Genomic DNA, 17,331 nt, shown 5'->3' on the forward strand with positions numbered 1-17,331 from the left:
CGCATGGGCGACTTTTATGAACTGTTTTACGAGGATGCCGAGAAAGCAGCAAAATTGCTGGATATCACCCTCACCCAGCGTGGATCCTCTGCCGGGGATCCCATCAAGATGGCAGGTGTGCCGTTTCATGCGGCCGATCAATACCTGGCCAGACTGGTCAGGCTGGGTGAATCCATCGCTATCTGTGAACAAACCGGAGACCCCGCCACCAGCAAAGGGCCGGTAGAACGGCAGGTTACCCGCATCATCACCCCCGGCACTTTGACCGATGCCGGGTTGCTGGAAGAACGCAGCAACAGTATCGTGCTGGCGCTGGCACTGCATCGTGGCGCGATCGGGCTGGCCTGGCTCAACCTGGCGGCGGGCGATATGCGTGTACTGGAAACCTCTCCGGATAACCTGACAAGCGAACTGGAACGCCTGTATCCGGCAGAAATTCTGTTGCCGGAATCGCTCGATCTGCCAGCAACGTTTAATAATTTTGCTGTACCCAAACGTTTACCGGACTGGCAGTTCGACTATGAACATGCCGTGCAGCAGCTTACCCGGCAATTTGGCACGCGTGACCTGAATGCCTTTGGCTGCGAGGATTTACACGCAGCCATCATGGCAGCCGGCGCATTGTTCGAATACGTCAGACTGACGCAACAAACTGCAATAAATGGATCATCCGGGCAGTTGCCCGGTCATCTGCATACATTACAGGTAGAGCGACAGGATGCCTACTTGCGCATGGATGCCGCCACACGCCGCAATCTGGAAATTACACTGACGCTGCGCGGCGAAGACGCACCCACACTATCGTCTCTGCTGGATACCTGTTCGACCGGTATGGGCAGCCGGTTGCTGCGGCACTGGCTGCATCATCCGCTACGCAACCGGATCACGCTGCAGCAACGGCTCGATACCGTATCCGACCTGATCGGGGCACAACCGGAAACTCTCTATACAGGTATCCGGCAGCAGTTCAAACATATTGCCGATATCGAGCGCATCACCAGCCGGATTGCACTGAGAACGGCCAGACCTCGCGATCTGTCCGGCCTGCGTGATAGCCTGACGCGACTTCCCGGAATCATCGAACTGATCGCAACCTCGGCAGCAGCTGCCGTTCATCGCTTTATACCGCCCATGCAACCGGATCCCTTACTTTCGCAACTGCTCGTTCGCGCACTGCAACCGGTACCCAGCGCAGTCATCCGCGAAGGCGGCGTGATTGCTGACGGCTTTGATGCCGAGCTGGATGAATTGCGAAGCCTGCAGGGAAATTGCGATGAATTCCTGTTGCAGCTGGAAGCGCGCGAACGTGATCGTACTGGAATTCCGAATCTCAAAGTGGAATATAACCGGGTGCATGGTTTTTATATTGAAGTAACCCGCGCTCAAGGAGAAAAAATCCCCCCGGACTACCGCCGCAGACAAACCTTGAAAAATGCGGAACGCTACATCATTCCCGAGTTACAGGCATTCGAGCACAAGACATTGTCCGCGCGCGAACAGGCGCTGGCCCGGGAAAAAATGTTGTACGAACGACTGCTGGAACAGCTGGCTGATTTCATCATTCCCTTACAGGAAATCGCCCGCTCAGTTGCGGAACTGGATGTCTTGTGTGCCTTCGCTGAACGCGCCGCTCTGTCCGGCTATACCAAACCGGTATTCACCGATGATCCTGTTCTGGTCATCGAAGCCGGCCGGCATCCTGTGGTGGAAAGTCAGGTGGAGCACTATATCGCCAATGATGTACAGCTTGGAGCAATCACACGGGAGAACCGGCAAATGCTGATCATCACCGGGCCGAACATGGGCGGCAAATCCACTTACATGAGACAGACGGCACTGATCGTCCTGCTGGCACATTGTGGCAGCTTTGTTCCAGCCCAAATTGCCCGCATCGGGCCAATCGACCAGATTTTTACCCGGATTGGTGCTGCTGACGACTTGGCGGGAGGACGTTCCACTTTCATGGTGGAAATGACGGAAGCAGCCGGTATTTTACGCAATGCAACCGCCCAAAGTCTGGTATTGGTCGATGAAATAGGCCGGGGTACTTCAACTTTCGACGGGCTTGCACTGGCTTTTGCCATCGCCCGCCACCTGCTGACTCAGAACCAGAGCTATACTCTGTTTGCCACTCATTACTTTGAACTGACCCGGCTGGCAGAAGAGTTCCCACAAGCTGTCAATATCCATGTCACAGCGGTAGAACACAAAAAGCGTATCGTTTTTCTACACCGGATAGAGGAAGGACCTGCCAGCCGGAGTTATGGGCTGCATGTTGCCGCACTGGCAGGCGTACCTGATAAAGTCATCCGAAATGCTGCAAAAATTCTAGCGAGGCTGGAGCAGGAAACGCTCAGCAGAAGCCCTCAGCAGACTTTACTTGAAACAATCGAGGAAAACGCGAAGGCTGTGCCTGCTTCCGTGCATCCAGTGCTTGATTACCTCGAGCGAATCCATCCTGACGAACTGACCCCTCGGGGTGCCCTGGAACAGCTTTATCTGGTCAAATCGATGCTCAATCAAACGGATTGATCATCAATGCTCATGGCCGTGCGGTCCGTGCACATGTCCGTGAGATAATTCTTCCGCCGTTGCCGGACGCACTGCCGTCACCGTGCACTCAAACTGGAATGTCATGCCAGCGTAAGGATGATTACCATCTACCACCACGACATCATCGGTAACCTCTCTCACCGTATAGATGCAGAAATCCTCAGAATCCTCCTCACCGCCTTCGAACTGCATTCCGACTGTGACTTCCTCCGGGAATGCACTGCGTGGTTCGACCCGCATCAGCTCTTCGTCGTACTCACCAAAAGCATCGTCCGGCTCCATTTGCAGGGATAAGGCTGCTCCAGTCTCTTTTTCATGCAAAGCTTCTTCTACCGCTGGAAATATCCCGTCATAGCCGCCATGCAGATAGCTGACGGGTTCCTCGGTTTCTTCCATTACATTGCCTTCCTGATCGATCATTTTGTAGTGGAGTGACACTACCGTATTTTTTACTATGCGCATGTTTTCTGCCTGAATCAGGCTTCCTTTTGGTTGATAAAACTCGTTGTTCGAGCTCCCGATATTGATTGCCCGGCACATGGCGCGAAACTCCTGCGATGAATGTCGGTTATTCCATGTAAACGAATCGCTTCCAGGTGAACCTTGGTGGGATAGCCCTTATGTCGATCGAAACCGTAGGCCGGGTAAGTTTCGTGCAACCGCAGCATTTCAGTATCCCGTGCAGTTTTAGCAAGAATCGAAGCTGCTGAAATCTCGCCCACCAGACTATCTCCCCTGATTACTGTTTGCACTTCCCAATCCAGCCGTGGCGCATGGCCGCCATCCACCAGAACGAGTGCATTGGCGACTGGCCGCAGGCTGATGACTGCTCTTTGCATCGCAAGCAGGCTGGCTTGCAGAATATTCAGTCGATCTATCTCTTCAACCGAAGCGGAAGCAATTGCCCATGCACGGGCATGCTGTTTGATCTGATCAGCCAGGCTGATTCGTTTTTTTTCGCTCAACTGCTTGGAATCAGCCAGTCCCTCAATGACATTAGCAGGATCAAGCACCACACAAGCAGCGTAAACAGGCCCGGCCAGTGGCCCTCTGCCCGCCTCGTCTACACCATAGATGACCTTCCCGTCTTGGGCATATTCATTCTTCAATGGAATCAGTTTTTCCGCCACGTGAATCCACTACGAACTGAGTCAGATTGACCGGGCAGTACACATCAGTTGCGCTTCGGTTACCACCTGGCCGTCTACTTCTGCACAGGCAGCATATTTCCATATACCTTTGAGCTGGCGAGTGATTTCAACCTTCAATACCAATTGATCACCCGCGATGACCGGTTTCTTGAACCGTACTGCGTCGATACCGACAAAATAGTACACCTGCCCATTATCCTTTTCCATGTTCTCCGATCGAATGGTCAGTAAGGCGGCTGCCTGAGCCAGTGCCTCAACGATCAGTACGCCCGGCATGACAGGATGATGGGGAAAATGTCCGGAAAAATAGGGTTCATTGATGGAAACATTTTTGTATGCATGAATTCGTTTACCCAATTCCATGGAAACCACCCGATCAACCAGAATCAATGGATAACGGTGCGGCAGGTATTTCAGTATTTCATGAATATCCATCACAATTTGTCTATCTCCCTGTTTTAAGAAGTCATCATATATTTATTGCTTCCCGGCAGCGGATTCCCTGGCATTCAACACCTTGATGACCTGGTCAGTAATATCGATACGTGCACTCCGATAAACCGAATCCTGTAACTGCAGAATCAGATCATAAGACTGCTTCTCTGCAAGCTCCTTGATCACCTGATTGATACGTTCCAGAATCAGGCCATATTCTTCATTCTGGCGCAAACTCAGATCTTCCCGCATCTGCTGCTGAGCACGCTGATATCGCCGGCTGAGACCGGCAAGTTCACGTTCCTTCAGACGTCGTTCTTCTTCATTCACAATACCCGTATTTTTTTCCAGTTCCTGCTGTAATGCTCTCATCTGCACAGAAAGCTCCCTGACGCGCGCATCGCGTGCCTGAAATTCCCGTTCTATCTTTTTTTGTGCCTCGATGGCAGGCATCGATTCCCGTAAAACTTTCTCGGTATTGACCACCCCGATTTTGATTTCTCCGGCGGATGAATGCATCGGAAAAACGAAAATCATTACAGCAACGAATACTTTCACGAACCGGAAAAACATCCCCTGCCAATATTGATCCAACGGATATCTCATTGCTTTCAGATAATTACTTCTCTGATTCAGAAAGTTTGTCCAAACTGAAACTGGAAACGCTGCAACTTATCGCCCGACTGATTATTGATGGGTTGCGCAACACTGAACTTAAGCGGCCCCATAGGCGAAATCCAGGTTGCAGCGAGCCCGGCAGAATAACGAAAATCATCAAAACCCAGACCGGAGAATGAATTGACAATCGTTCCTCCATCTGCAAACGCACTCAAGCGAACCGACTTATCTTCCTTCATAAACGGTACCGGGAATAATATTTCAACATTCCCGACGATACGCTTGCTGCCACCCAGCACCCGATCATCACTGTCACGTGGTCCCAATGTATTGATGTTGTATCCACGAACAGAGTTGAAACCGCCCGCAAAGAAATTCTTGAAAAAGGGAAGCGGCTTGTCGGAATAACCATCTCCAACGCCCACTTCACCATTCAGCATCAAGGTAAACATTTTGGAGATGGGAAAGAACCATCGCTGCTCGTAACTGACTTTGTAATAATTCAGGTCGCCAAACGGCAAACCAAATTCGCCAAACAACCGCTGTGTTAGCCCGGATGTCGTCCAAATGGCACTGTCACGACGGTCACGTGCCCAGCTCAAGGTAATCGGAAGATTATTGGAAGTTTTGCCGAATTGATCGACGAAATCTTTGAACCGTTGCGGACTGTCATCACGCAAATCAATTTTAGTATGTTCATATCCCAAACCTAATGAAACGATATCATTCTCTGCAACGGGGATACCAAACCGAATATTGGCACCGGTTGTATCGGTATTGAACATCCCTACACTACTCAGAGAACGGGTATTGATATCGCGCTTAAATGCTTCCAAGCCAAGGCTTACCCCGTTGATCGTATAGTAAGGATTGTTGAATGAAGCAGAGATGACCTTGTTGACGCTACCGGTATTCACCTGCAGACTTAAAAAGTTACCCGTTCCCAAAATATTGTTCTGGGCAATCGACCCGTTCAGAATGATTCCTTCGCGATCAGAATAACCCGCACCAAACATGATTGCCCCGGTCGGTTTCTCAACCACATTGACATTGATATCCACCTGATCCGGAACATCTGCAACCGGGGGTGTTTCAACATTCACACTGGTAAAGAAATCCAGCCTGTCCACCCGCTGCCTCGAACGGTTGATTTGCTCGGTCGAATGCCAGCCACCCTCCATCTGTCGGAATTCACGACGGACCACCTCATCTCGGGTACGTTCGTTGCCACTGATATTGATACGTCTTACATAAACCCGACGCCCCGGATCAATGAAAAAAGTAAATGCAGTCTTACGGGTTTCCTTATCCAATTCAGGGGAGGCATTGACATTGGCAAATGCGTAACCGTCATTCCCCAGCCGGTCACTGATCAGTTTGATTGATTCGGTCAGTTTCTCGCGCACGAATATCCCTCCCGGTTCAAGCTTGATCAATTTACGCAATTCTTCTTCCGGTACGAGCAGTTCACCGGCAAGTTTGATATCGGATACCGTATATTGAGGACCTTCGGTTACGTTGACCGTAATATAGATATCCTTCATATCCGGTGTAATCGAAACTTGCGTGGATTCGATATCGAATTCCAGATACCCCCGGTCGAGATAGTAAGAGCGCAGCGTTTCGAGATCTGCCGATAATTTCTGTTTTGAATACTGATCGTCCTTGGTAAACCAGGTCATAAAACCCGGGGTTTTGAGACTGAACAGATCAACCAGATCATCCTCGGGAAAAATGTGGTTACCGACGATGTTGATTTGTTTGATGCGAGCAGTCTTACCTTCTTTGATATCGAAGTTGATACCAATACGGTTACGTTCCAGAGGAGTGGTCGTCGTGGTGATTCTGACTGCGTACTTGCCACGGCTGATATATTGGCGTTTCAGCTCCTGTTCAGCCTTTTCCAGGAGTGAGCGGCTGAAAATGCGTGATTCCGATAAACCAGCCTGTTTCAGGCCTTCCTTAAGTTTATCCTTATCAAATTCCTTTGCGCCATTAATACTGATTTGTGCAATCGCCGGGCGTTCCTGAATCTGTACGATCAGCAAACTACCTTCAGATTTCAGTTTGACATCACTGAAAAAACCCGTGGCGTACAATGCTTTGATTGCTGCGCTGGCTTTTTTACTGTCGAGTACATCTCCAACTTTCACGGGCAGATAACTGAATACTGTTCCGGCCTCGGTACGCTGGATTCCCTCCACCCGTATATCCCGAACCACGAACGAATCATTCGCCATACAACCCATTGAATAGAGATAAAAAAACAATATCAGGAATCTGAGTTTCATGGTTATTCAGAAACTAGACGAAGCAGGTCATTATGTATTGCGAATACCATCAAGGTAATCAGCAGAACCATACCGATCTGATGGCCGATATACATGATTTTCTCGGATAATGGTGCTCCTCGTACCATTTCGATCAAATAGTACATCAGATGCCCGCCATCCAGAACCGGGATCGGCAGGAGATTCAGCACACCCAGACTGATACTGATCAAAGCCAGAAAACCCAGATAAGCCGTCAATCCCATTTGAGCCGACTGGCCAGCATAGTTCGCGATAGTAATCGGCCCACTAATATTTTTCAGCGAAACATCACCCGTGATCATTTTTCCGAGCATGCGCAAAGTAAAATAAGACATCTCCCAGGTTTTAGTTACAGCTTTAGCCAGAGCCATCGCTGGCGGGTAACTGGTTTTCACCAGCAGCCCTTCCAGGAGAGTAGGCTCAATTCTGGGTGTAATACCCGCCTTGCCGATTTCGGTACCTCCTTCAAATACCGTTTCCGGCTGCAATGACAAATCGAGTTCCAACCCATCTCGCATCACTTCAACCAGGAGTGTGCGACCGGGATTTGAGCGTATCGCAGTAACGACGTCTTCCCAGGCTGCAACCTCTTTCCCATTTATCGCCACGATCTTGTCACCTGTTTTGAGGCCTGCACGCTCTGCCGCACCCCCGCCCATCACCTGGTCAATCACTGAAGCGATGACCGGCTGAAAAGCACTTAAACCCAACTTACTCAAAAAGTCTTTTTCGATATCTTCTGCATCAAGACTGCTCAAATCGAATCTGAGTTGGCGTGAAATTCCGCTCTCACCTGTCACCGTTATTCTGACATCAGCATTTCTGTCCACCGCATTGTCCAGTAACAGCAGTCGTGCTTCTTGCCAGGTGGTAATTGCCTGGTCGCCGATTCCGGTAATGGTATCTCCACCTCTGAAACCTGCCACAGCAGCAGGTGTTGCAGGCTCGATCTCCCCCAATATCGGTTTCACACCATTGACCCCAAGTATGAAAAGCAGCCAATACAGCAGGATGGCCAGCAGAAAATTGGCAACAGGCCCTGCCGCCACGATAGCAAAACGCCTGGAGACAGGTTGGCGATTAAACGCGCGATGATGCTCACCAGCTGGAATATGGCCCTCACGCTCATCCAGCATCTTGACATATCCTCCCAGCGGAATTGCTGCAACCACCCATTCTGTCTGGTCATTGCCCAAACGTTTTCTGAAGAAAGGCTGACCGAAACCGAGCGAAAAGCGCAGAACCTTGACACCACACCAGCGAGCAGCCAAATAATGGCCGAGTTCGTGAAAAGTGATCAGCAGGCCAAGTGCGACTACGAATGCAAAAATCGTTGCGAGCACTGTCATGTCAGAATGTATGAGGATTATCCGTTTTACTGTCCGGCACTGAATGAGGATATTGGCCTTCCTGTATTCTGCCGGTATTGCAGGTCAGCCATTCACGAGCGGTTGCACGCGCCTGCAAATCAGCCAGGAGCACGCTTTCCAGATCAGGGACATTCTGTCTTTCCGTTGATTTCATCACGTCCTCAATCATCACAGGAACTGCAGTAAAGGGTATTCTACCAGCCAGAAAAACTTCGACAGCCACTTCGTTGGCAGCATTCAATACTGCTGGCATATTGCCTCCTGCCGCAAGGGCTTCATATGCCAGCCTGAGACAGGGAAATCGCTTGAAATCCGGAAACTCGAAATCCAGCCGTGCAACCTTGAACATATCCAGAGATTGCACACCACTTTCCGTTCTCTCAGGATAGCTCAACGCGTGCGCTATCGGCGTACGCATGTCGGGATTACCGAGCTGAGCGAGTACCGAACCATCGATATATTCAACCATCGAGTGGATAACACTTTGCGGATGGATAACCACCTGAATTTTCTCCGGTTCGGCATTAAACAGCCAGTGGGCTTCGATAACCTCCAATCCCTTGTTCATCATGGTCGCCGAATCAACCGATATTTTTCTGCCCATCACCCAGTTAGGGTGTGCGCAAGCCTGCTCCGGCGTCACCGTTTCCAGCATTTCCAGATCCACCTTGCGAAAAGGCCCACCCGACGCAGTCAGTAATATCCGGCGTACACCTGATCCCGCCAGATCCCCATTGAAACGGGATGGTAAGGATTGAAAAATCGCATTGTGTTCGCTGTCTATCGGTAGCAGTGTCGCATGATGCTGTTTAAGCGTATCCATAAAGACACGCCCTGCCATCACCAGTGTTTCCTTATTGGCCAGAAGAATATGTTTTCCTGTCCGTGCAGCAGCAAGCGTAGGCCGGATACCAGCTGCACCGACAATCGCGGCCATCACAGTATCGATCTCCGGCAAGGATGCCACTTTCTCCAATGATTCAATGCCTGAAAGCACCTTGATATCCAAACCTGCTGCACGCAATCTGTCCTCCAGCCGGCCGGCACTCGGCGCATCAAGCATCACAGCATATGACGGATGAAATCGTGTGCACTGCCCAAGCATTTTTTCGACATTTCTATCAGCGGTCAGCGCAACCACCTGATACCGGTGAGGATGTCTGGCTACCACATCCAGCGTACTTTCACCGATACTGCCAGTTGAACCCAATATGGTCAGATGACGGGTTTTAGTCATGATTCAGTCGAATAAAATAAGATAGCCGCAAGGGTGGCGAGGGGAAGGACAGGCAGTAATGCATCAATACGATCCAATACTCCGCCATGACCGGGAAGTATATTGCCACTATCCTTGACACCTGCCTGTCGTTTCAACAATGATTCATACAAATCACCCACTATTCCCAGCACCGCAAGCAGGAGTAACAGAGGAACCAGCCAGCCAGTCAATGCCTGATCTTTATTCATCAAATAAAACCAGACCAGTGCATAAACCAGTACCCCGACCAGTGCGGCAGCCACTCCTTCCCAGGTTTTGCCCGGGCTGATCCGGGGTGCAAGCTTGTGTTTGCCATAGGTACGTCCCATGAAATAGGCAACACTGTCAGATACCCACACTACTCCCATGAATCCGAGCAACAATAGTGGATCTATCGCACGAAGCTGGTAGAGGGCCAGGCATGCCGGCAACAAAACCAGCCAGCCAATCGACATAAGCACCCATATATTACGGATCGGCCGGTTCATCGCCAACTGGAAAGGCACTGCCAGCAGCCAGAAAATGGCAGATGTGGTATAAAACCAAGCCATTGATGAATCTACCGGATTTTTGGATAACACTACACTGACCAGAAACAACAGTTCCCCTCCCAGCAAAGTAGTCAGGATCATATAAAGAACAGTCTGACCAACTGAAAACTGCCCCAAAAGACACCATTCCTTTGCCGCGGTAACAGTCAGTCCCAAGAGCAGTACAGCCCAGAAGATATCCGGCAGGTAAAATAATGCCGCCAGGAAAGCGGTCAATAATATGAATGCAGTAAGGAGTCGGGTACTAAGCATGAACGGGTAAATCCCGTTGGTTGGAGAATGGCGGTTAAACCCTGTCTTTGTTTAAGGTCACATTTTTGTTTACCTGTTGAACGGCAATCTGCTCACTTGTCCGTCCGAACCGGCGCTCACGCTTCCGGTAGGATGCAATTGCCTCATCAAGGGCCGATGCATCAAAATCCGGCCATAACGTATCGGTAAAATACAACTCGGTATATGCAAGCTGCCAAAGCAGAAAATTACTGATCCGACATTCACCTCCCGTCCGGATGAACAAATCCGGCTCGGGAGCATCGGCTAGTGCCAGGTGCCTGGCAATACCAGCTTCATCAAAATTTACAGCCGAACCCGGGTTCTCGGCAATCATTTTGCGTACAGCCTGCATAATATCCCAGCGTCCTCCGTAATTCGCAGCTACCGTAAAATTCAATCGGGTATTCCCAGCTGTAAGGGCCTCACCATGGTAAACACAATCGACTATTTTAGGATCGAATTTCGAAATATCGCCAATTACCCTGAATCTGACTCCATTTTCATGGAGCCCGGTCACTTCCCGTTCTAGTGCAGCAAGAAATAACTGCATCAGCAACTTGACCTCTTCCGCCGGTCTGCGCCAGTTTTCACTACTGAATGCAAAAATTGTCAGATATGAAACACCTCTCTCAATACAGGCTTTGATCGTGCCTCGTACCGCTTCAACACCTTGCGTATGTCCCGCTATTCTTGGCAAAAAGCGCTTCCTGGCCCATCGCCCATTACCATCCATAATAATGGCGATATGCTTGGGTATCACACCGGTTTCCGGGATCTCACGTGTCAAACTTGGTGTTAGGGGCATGAATCAAACAGCCATCAGTTCCGCTTCTTTGGTCTGAAGCAGCTTGTCCACCTCAGCAATATAACGATCTGTCAATTTCTGGATTTCGTCTTGTGCGCGTCGATCCTCATCTTCGGCAATCAACTTATCCTTCAGTAATTCTTTTAGATTGGCATTGGCATCACGCCGAATATTTCTCATGGCGATGCGTGCAGTTTCAGCTTCCGTTCTCACTATCTTGGTTAGATCTTTACGTCTTTCTTCTGTAAGAGGGGGCATGGGAACTCGTACCATTTCACTTACCGTCATGGGATTCAGACCCAGATCGGAATCGCGTATCGCTTTCTCAATCGCTGAAAATATTTTTTTATCCCACGGGATGATACCGATGGTGCGTGCGTCAGCCAGAGTCACGTTGGCCAATTGCTTGATCGGTGTCGGAGTACCGTAATAATCAACCATGATATGATCCAGCAGACCCGTATGGGGACGCCCGCTTCTCACTTTACTGAAATCGACTTTGAGTGCATCCAGGCTTTTCTGCATTTTCTGCTCTGCAGATCTTTTTACATCAGCAATCATATTTAAGTGGATTTATTGATATTGAAGTGTATTGACAGCAACCGATCCAGATCCTGCTACCGTATGGATATAAAAAACATCCCCGCAAACATACTCAAATTCAAATGAATACCGAAGTTCCCTCGTCTTCACCCATGATAACCCGTTTGAGCGCGCCGGTCTTGAAAATACTGAATACGTTAATGGGAAGTTTCTGATCCCGGCATAAAGTCAGTGCAGTAGCATCCATCACTTGCAGGTTTTTACTGATCGCCTCATCAAAAGTCAAGTTCTGGAAACGCTGCGCATCTTTGTTCTTCAACGGATCACTGGTGTAAATTCCATCCACTTTGGTCGCTTTAAGGACGATATTGGCATTCATCTCCATGCCACGCAAAGCGGCCGCCGTATCCGTAGTAAAAAAAGGATTGCCCGTCCCCGCAGCGAACACAACCACTTTGCGTTCATCCAGATAACGCAGAGCCTTACCACGCACATAAGGCTCAACGACCTGATCTATCCGTAACGCCGATTGTACACGTGAAATAACCCCGTTTCGTCTCATCGCGTCATGCAAGGCCAAGGCATTCATAGTGGTAGCGAGCATCCCCATATAATCAGCCGTTACACGATCCATTCCATCTCCCGCAGATTTCATACCACGGAAAATATTACCCCCCCCTACTACGATCGCAACTTCAACACCGAGCTGCAATACTCCGGCAACCTCGACTACGATATGTTCAACTACTGCACGATCGATACCATAATGGCCATCACCCATCAGAGCTTCGCCCGATAACTTCAATAAAATACGTTTATAGACGACTGGCATACATGCCTGTGAACAAGGAGGTTTATCGTAAAATTCTTCTGGAAACCAGTCATATCGTAACTTTCAGTACTAGAAGCTAATCTGCTCATGCAACCAGTCATTATTTTCTTAAATTTAACCAACCCAGCCAATCTCCAGAGAAGCACCTTCTTATTTGGACTGATTTACCTGAGCCATAACTTCAGCCGCAAAATCATCGGATTTCTTCTCGATCCCCTCACCTACGATATACAGCGTAAACCCGCTGACTTTAGCAGATTTTGCTTTTAACAATTTCTCAACGGTCTGATCCGGATCTTTGACGAAAGGCTGGCCAAGTAAAGTCACCTCTGCCAGATACTTGGCAATCCGTCCTTCTACCATTTTCTCGATGATATTGGCAGGTTTCCCACTTTCTGCCGCCTGAGCGGTAAATATCTGGCGCTCCCGCTCAAGCGCATCGGCAGGTACCTGATCGCCGGACACACACCCCGGCTTGCTGGCCGCAATGTGCATAGCCAAATCCTTACCTAGAGCCTCATCGCCCCCCGCATAATCAATCATCACACCGATTCTGCTTCCATGCAGATACATTGCGAGACGATCTCCTGTCTGGTAACTGATTCCGCGGCGAATACTGATATTCTCACCCAGCTTCATGACCAAGGCCTTGCGGACAGACTCAACCGTTTCTCCCGCAGCCATAGACATATCCGCCAGCAACGCCGTATCCGATATATTCTTGTCTGCCATCAATCTGGCCAGGTCACCAGCAAAATTGATGAAATCCTCATTCTTGGCAACAAAGTCGGTTTCACAGTTGACTTCCACCAAAGCCCCCTGTCTGCCATCAGTCGTAACAAACCCGCTGATAACTCCTTCTGCAGCAATGCGGCCAGCCGCTTTACTCGCCTTGGCTCCGCTTCTGATCCGTAATAAATCCTCGGCTGCTTTCATATCTCCGTCAGCTTCGACCAGAGCCTTCTTACACTCCATCATGCCGAGGCCGGTAAGCTCACGCAGTTCTTTAACCATGCTTGCGGTAATTTCCGCCATACTGACTCCAAATCAAGTTAATACGAAAAATTTCGAATGATCTTATCAAAAAGCGTACTAACAGCACATTTCTTATGCATCCGCAGATTGATCTCTACCCGACATGATCTCATCGTCAGACTTACTCATTTCGATAATTTCCTGAACGGACTGATTACGCCCTTCCAGAATGGCATCCGCCATCGCACGCGCATAAAGCCGTATAGCCTGACTGGAATCATCGTTACCCGGCACCACATACCGGACACCTGCCGGATTGTGATTGGTATCCACCACACCCACAACCGGAATCCCCAGCTTGCCCGCTTCCACGATTGCACCTTTCTGATAACCGACATCAATCACAAACATAGCATCCGGCAAACCTTTCATTTCTTTGATACCACCAAGACTATTATTCAGCTTTTCCAGTTCACGCTGAAAATCAAGAGCTTCTTTCTTCGTGAGTTTGTTCAGCGTTCCATCCTGTACCATTTTTTCCATATCCTGCAAACGTTTAATCGATTGCCTGATCGTTTTGAAATTGGTCAGCATCCCACCCAGCCAGCGCTGATTGACGTAGGGAGCTCCACATCGTATCGCCTCTTCCATGACGATGTCACGGGCCTGACGTTTGGTTCCCACGAAAAGAATCGCCCCCTTGTTTGCTGTCAATTTGCGGGTATAGTCTAGCGCCTCCCTGAACATTACGAGCGTATGTTCAAGATTAACGATATGGATTTTATTGCGCTGACCAAAAATATATGGAGCCATTTTCGGATTCCAGAAACGCGTCTGATGACCAAAATGAACGCCCGCTTCCAACATTTGCCGCATAGTGACTGACATGAACTCTCCTTAGGGTTAACCGCAGCTTATCGACATACTTCTTTACGAAGACACCCTATCCTGATAAGTGCGCGTTGTAGATTGTGTATTAAAAAAATTCCCCCGAGCCGGGAGATTGCTGCCATAGAATATGTAGACTAAGACCGCGCGCGATTATAGCATGACTACTCCGCGCTCAAGAAAAGTCATCCTGCAACACTGCCAGGATTAATTTATCGAATTGCCAATCATACGATTCAGCTTGGCAAGATCATGCAAGGTGATATGTTTGTTGTTAACCGTGATAAGACCTTCTTCCTGCAGCTTGGAAAACGACCGGCTGACCGTTTCCAACTTGAGTCCCAGATAACTGCCGATATCCTCGCGGGTCATTCGCAAAATAAAATCAGTCGACGAGTACCCCCGTCTGACCAGACGAGCAGACAGATTAAGCAAAAATGCAGCCAGTCTTTCTTCCGCACGCATACTGCCCAGAAGCATCATTACCCCTCTATCCTGCACAATTTCACGACTCATGATTTTGTGAAACTGGCTCATCAGTGAAGGAATACTTCGCCCGATCTCTTCAAGTTTTATGAAAGGCACTTCACAAACTTCGCTATCGACGAGCGCAACCGTATCGCAGGTATGCTTCTCCGGACTGATCGCATCCAGCCCCAACAGCTCGCCAGTCATGTAGAAACCGGTTACCTGCTGGCGTCCATCCACTCTCAAGGTATAGGTCTTGAAAGAGCCATTTTTTACAGCATAGAGAGATCTGAAATCAGCCCCGGCATGCAACAGATATTCTCCCCGCCGTACTCTGAGCTTATGGTTGGTCAGATTGCCAACGTACTCTATTTCTTCATCAGTCAACCCCACCGGCAGACACAATTCACGAAGGCTGCATGTCGTACAACTGGATCTCTGTTGCAGTGCTGTGGGATGGCCGGATATTGCGCAGTTATGCAAAGCTGACTCCTACTTCGTCCGGAAGCTTTAGTACGATTATCTCAGGAAAATCCAAAATTCGACCCTGATTATTGGGTGACACTGTTCTCCAGCACATACTCCGCCAGATTCTGCACTGAATCTCCCGTCAAATTTGGAAAAGCAGGCATCCCGAATCCCTTACCATTCATTACTCTTTCAATAATGGCCTCTTTGTTGGCCATTTCAGGCTTCAGTATCATTACCTTGCCCTTCACGGGGGTATGACACTGCACGCAGGCTCTCTTGAAGATTTTTTCACCTGTTGCCCCTGCCGGAGGCATATAGTCGTTTTTTCTGGCACAGCCACCCAATGTAAACAGAAGACAACCAGAAAGTATCATAAATAAAATGAATTTCATTTTTACGGCATTCGCCAGGTAATTACTCTTCTGCAGAAAGCAGCTAGCCATGTAAACAGCTGCCCAAGTCTAGCACATTTGCTGCTTCACCAAACCATAAACAGAGAAAGATCATAAAATTTAATAAGTTGCCAAATTATTACCTCACATAAAAAATGCATAACCGCACCATAAAAAAGATCCGCAACCAATCAGTTCTAAAAATTTACTCTGACTCCCACCAGGCCGGAACGTCCGGGTAACGGTGCCCGATCTTTCAAAAAAGAAGTGTGGCGTCTCGCCTCTTCATTCAGCAGATTGGCGCCCCGTACGAACAAGCTGTAATTCATTCTTCCCCAGTCAAACCGGTAATCCAGTTGGACATTCAGCATGGTATAACCGGCCGTGTCTGTTTCCAGCCGAGCGATATCCGTCTGTTTATGTACCCGCATCACATCAACCCGACCTCGCCATGGGCCATGGATATAATCAAGTACCCCCCCAAAACGAAGCGGTGTCACGCGCGGCAAATACCCACCTGCTGACAGCCGTCCGCGTACATAATCGGTCCACAAACGCAGATCCAATTTACCGCGATGATCGTTCAACAAATGGGCAATCGTCTCAAATTCCATCCCCAGAAAATTTGCATTTTTTTGACGATACTTTAATAACAGATACCCATCCTCATCTGGCCTGCCTTCCATATTGACACGATCCGGCAAACCATCGCCCGCCAAATCCAGTTCTTGCTGAAAAATGAAATTGTCGATCATTTTGGCAAACAGATTCAGAGTCCAATCCAGGCTGCCACCCTGTTTACGCAGAAATAAATCGAAATTACTGGATTTCTCTCGAGTGAGAGAGATATCACCTCTTTCAAATGTGCCGGTGGCCAGATGTGCTCCGTTGGAAAATAATTCTTCCAGTGCCGGCGCGCGTTCGGTACGAGAAATATCGCCACCTACAGAGTAACCGTCTCCGAATTTTCGGATCACTCCACCGGAAATACTGAATGCATCGTGATTGGCCTCGAAGCCGTCATCCTTGCGCTTTGTCCACTGATGCTCGTAACGCCCACTCATTTCAAAATGCCAGCGCCCGACATCACGTCTTTCCAACAAAAACATCCCCAGAGAATCCATTCGAGAGCTGGGAACAAACGCTTCTTCGCCGACAGCAGCAAGATCCCGATTCTGATACTGAAATCCCAGCACACCCTTCCAGCCGGCCAACGGCTGATGCAGCATTTCAAGCCGGCCCTCCCATTCACGATTCATCAGCAACGTCCCGACCTCATCACCTTCCGATTCCTTGTGCACATGGTTGTTATACCCCCAGCGTGTTTTTATCTTCTGCAATCCAGGCAGAGGACGATTTAATGCACCTTTAATATCGAAACGTGTCTGTTTTTGCCTGATCCGCACTCCTTTCCCGTCCTCACTCTCATGATCATG

Annotated in this window: 17 protein-coding genes; 1 reads left to right on the top strand and 16 read right to left on the bottom strand. The window is 49.2% G+C overall.

What is annotated here, in order from left to right:
- Nucleotides 1-2,532 (top strand): DNA mismatch repair protein MutS (mutS, locus tag ABUL11_RS06045; RefSeq protein ID WP_350282964.1); only part of this gene is annotated, 2,532 nt, incomplete at its 5' end.
- Nucleotides 2,533-2,535: 3 nt separating this feature from the next.
- Here the strand turns inward: mutS and ABUL11_RS06050 are convergent.
- The 16 genes from ABUL11_RS06050 to ABUL11_RS06125 form a co-directional block, all read right to left on the bottom strand.
- A complete protein-coding gene (locus ABUL11_RS06050) occupies nucleotides 2,536-3,015 on the bottom strand; it encodes an FKBP-type peptidyl-prolyl cis-trans isomerase (RefSeq protein WP_350282965.1) in 480 nt (159 codons plus the stop codon).
- A gap of 14 nt (nucleotides 3,016-3,029) precedes the next feature.
- Nucleotides 3,030-3,683: a ribonuclease HII gene (rnhB, locus tag ABUL11_RS06055; protein ID WP_350282966.1), complete on the bottom strand. Its 654-nt coding sequence runs from the start codon at nucleotides 3,681-3,683 to the stop codon at nucleotides 3,030-3,032.
- Nucleotides 3,684-3,704: 21 nt separating this feature from the next.
- Nucleotides 3,705-4,139 carry a 3-hydroxyacyl-ACP dehydratase FabZ gene (gene fabZ / locus ABUL11_RS06060; protein WP_350282967.1) on the bottom strand — a complete coding sequence of 145 codons (435 nt, stop codon included), beginning with the start codon at nucleotides 4,137-4,139 and terminating at the stop codon, nucleotides 3,705-3,707.
- Between the two features lie 42 nt (nucleotides 4,140-4,181).
- Nucleotides 4,182-4,658 (bottom strand): OmpH/Skp family outer membrane protein, encoded by a 477-nt coding sequence (locus ABUL11_RS06065; protein ID WP_350282968.1) that lies wholly within the window; start codon nucleotides 4,656-4,658, stop codon nucleotides 4,182-4,184.
- A gap of 113 nt (nucleotides 4,659-4,771) precedes the next feature.
- Nucleotides 4,772-7,048: an outer membrane protein assembly factor BamA gene (gene bamA / locus ABUL11_RS06070; RefSeq protein ID WP_350282969.1), complete on the bottom strand. Its 2,277-nt coding sequence runs from the start codon at nucleotides 7,046-7,048 to the stop codon at nucleotides 4,772-4,774.
- Between the two features lie 2 nt (nucleotides 7,049-7,050).
- Nucleotides 7,051-8,418: an RIP metalloprotease RseP gene (gene rseP / locus ABUL11_RS06075; protein ID WP_350282970.1), complete on the bottom strand. Its 1,368-nt coding sequence runs from the start codon at nucleotides 8,416-8,418 to the stop codon at nucleotides 7,051-7,053.
- 1 nt (nucleotide 8,419) lies between these two features.
- Nucleotides 8,420-9,676 carry a 1-deoxy-D-xylulose-5-phosphate reductoisomerase gene (ispC, locus tag ABUL11_RS06080; protein WP_350282971.1) on the bottom strand — a complete coding sequence of 419 codons (1,257 nt, stop codon included), beginning with the start codon at nucleotides 9,674-9,676 and terminating at the stop codon, nucleotides 8,420-8,422.
- Nucleotides 9,673-10,500: a phosphatidate cytidylyltransferase gene (locus ABUL11_RS06085; protein ID WP_350282972.1), complete on the bottom strand. Its 828-nt coding sequence runs from the start codon at nucleotides 10,498-10,500 to the stop codon at nucleotides 9,673-9,675. Before ABUL11_RS06085 ends, ispC begins: the two co-directional genes overlap by 4 nt.
- Before the next feature lie 34 nt (nucleotides 10,501-10,534).
- Nucleotides 10,535-11,326 carry a polyprenyl diphosphate synthase gene (uppS, locus tag ABUL11_RS06090; protein ID WP_350282973.1) on the bottom strand — a complete coding sequence of 264 codons (792 nt, stop codon included), beginning with the start codon at nucleotides 11,324-11,326 and terminating at the stop codon, nucleotides 10,535-10,537.
- Between the two features lie 3 nt (nucleotides 11,327-11,329).
- Entirely contained in the window at nucleotides 11,330-11,887 is a 558-nt protein-coding gene (gene frr, locus ABUL11_RS06095; RefSeq protein ID WP_350282974.1) for a ribosome recycling factor, read from the bottom strand.
- Nucleotides 11,888-11,987: 100 nt separating this feature from the next.
- Nucleotides 11,988-12,701, bottom strand: a complete 714-nt coding sequence (gene pyrH / locus ABUL11_RS06100; RefSeq protein ID WP_350282975.1) for a UMP kinase — start codon at nucleotides 12,699-12,701, stop codon at nucleotides 11,988-11,990.
- A gap of 150 nt (nucleotides 12,702-12,851) precedes the next feature.
- A complete protein-coding gene (tsf, locus tag ABUL11_RS06105) occupies nucleotides 12,852-13,736 on the bottom strand; it encodes a translation elongation factor Ts (protein ID WP_350282976.1) in 885 nt (294 codons plus the stop codon).
- A gap of 72 nt (nucleotides 13,737-13,808) precedes the next feature.
- Complete coding sequence (rpsB, locus tag ABUL11_RS06110; RefSeq protein WP_350282977.1) at nucleotides 13,809-14,564, bottom strand: 30S ribosomal protein S2; 756 nt, start codon at nucleotides 14,562-14,564, stop codon at nucleotides 13,809-13,811.
- Between the two features lie 207 nt (nucleotides 14,565-14,771).
- Complete coding sequence (fnr, locus tag ABUL11_RS06115; RefSeq protein ID WP_350282978.1) at nucleotides 14,772-15,515, bottom strand: fumarate/nitrate reduction transcriptional regulator Fnr; 744 nt, start codon at nucleotides 15,513-15,515, stop codon at nucleotides 14,772-14,774.
- A gap of 68 nt (nucleotides 15,516-15,583) precedes the next feature.
- The gene (locus ABUL11_RS06120) at nucleotides 15,584-15,946 is read right to left on the bottom strand and encodes a c-type cytochrome (RefSeq protein ID WP_350282979.1); all 363 of its coding nucleotides are present in this window, start codon (nucleotides 15,944-15,946) and stop codon (nucleotides 15,584-15,586) included.
- Nucleotides 15,947-16,092: 146 nt separating this feature from the next.
- Nucleotides 16,093-17,331, bottom strand: a 1,239-nt coding sequence (locus ABUL11_RS06125; RefSeq protein ID WP_350282980.1) for a TonB-dependent receptor domain-containing protein, incomplete at its 5' end; no start/stop codon positions are given.

This window comes from Nitrosomonas sp. (assembly GCF_040256045.1).
GTDB lineage: Bacteria > Pseudomonadota > Gammaproteobacteria > Burkholderiales > Nitrosomonadaceae > Nitrosomonas.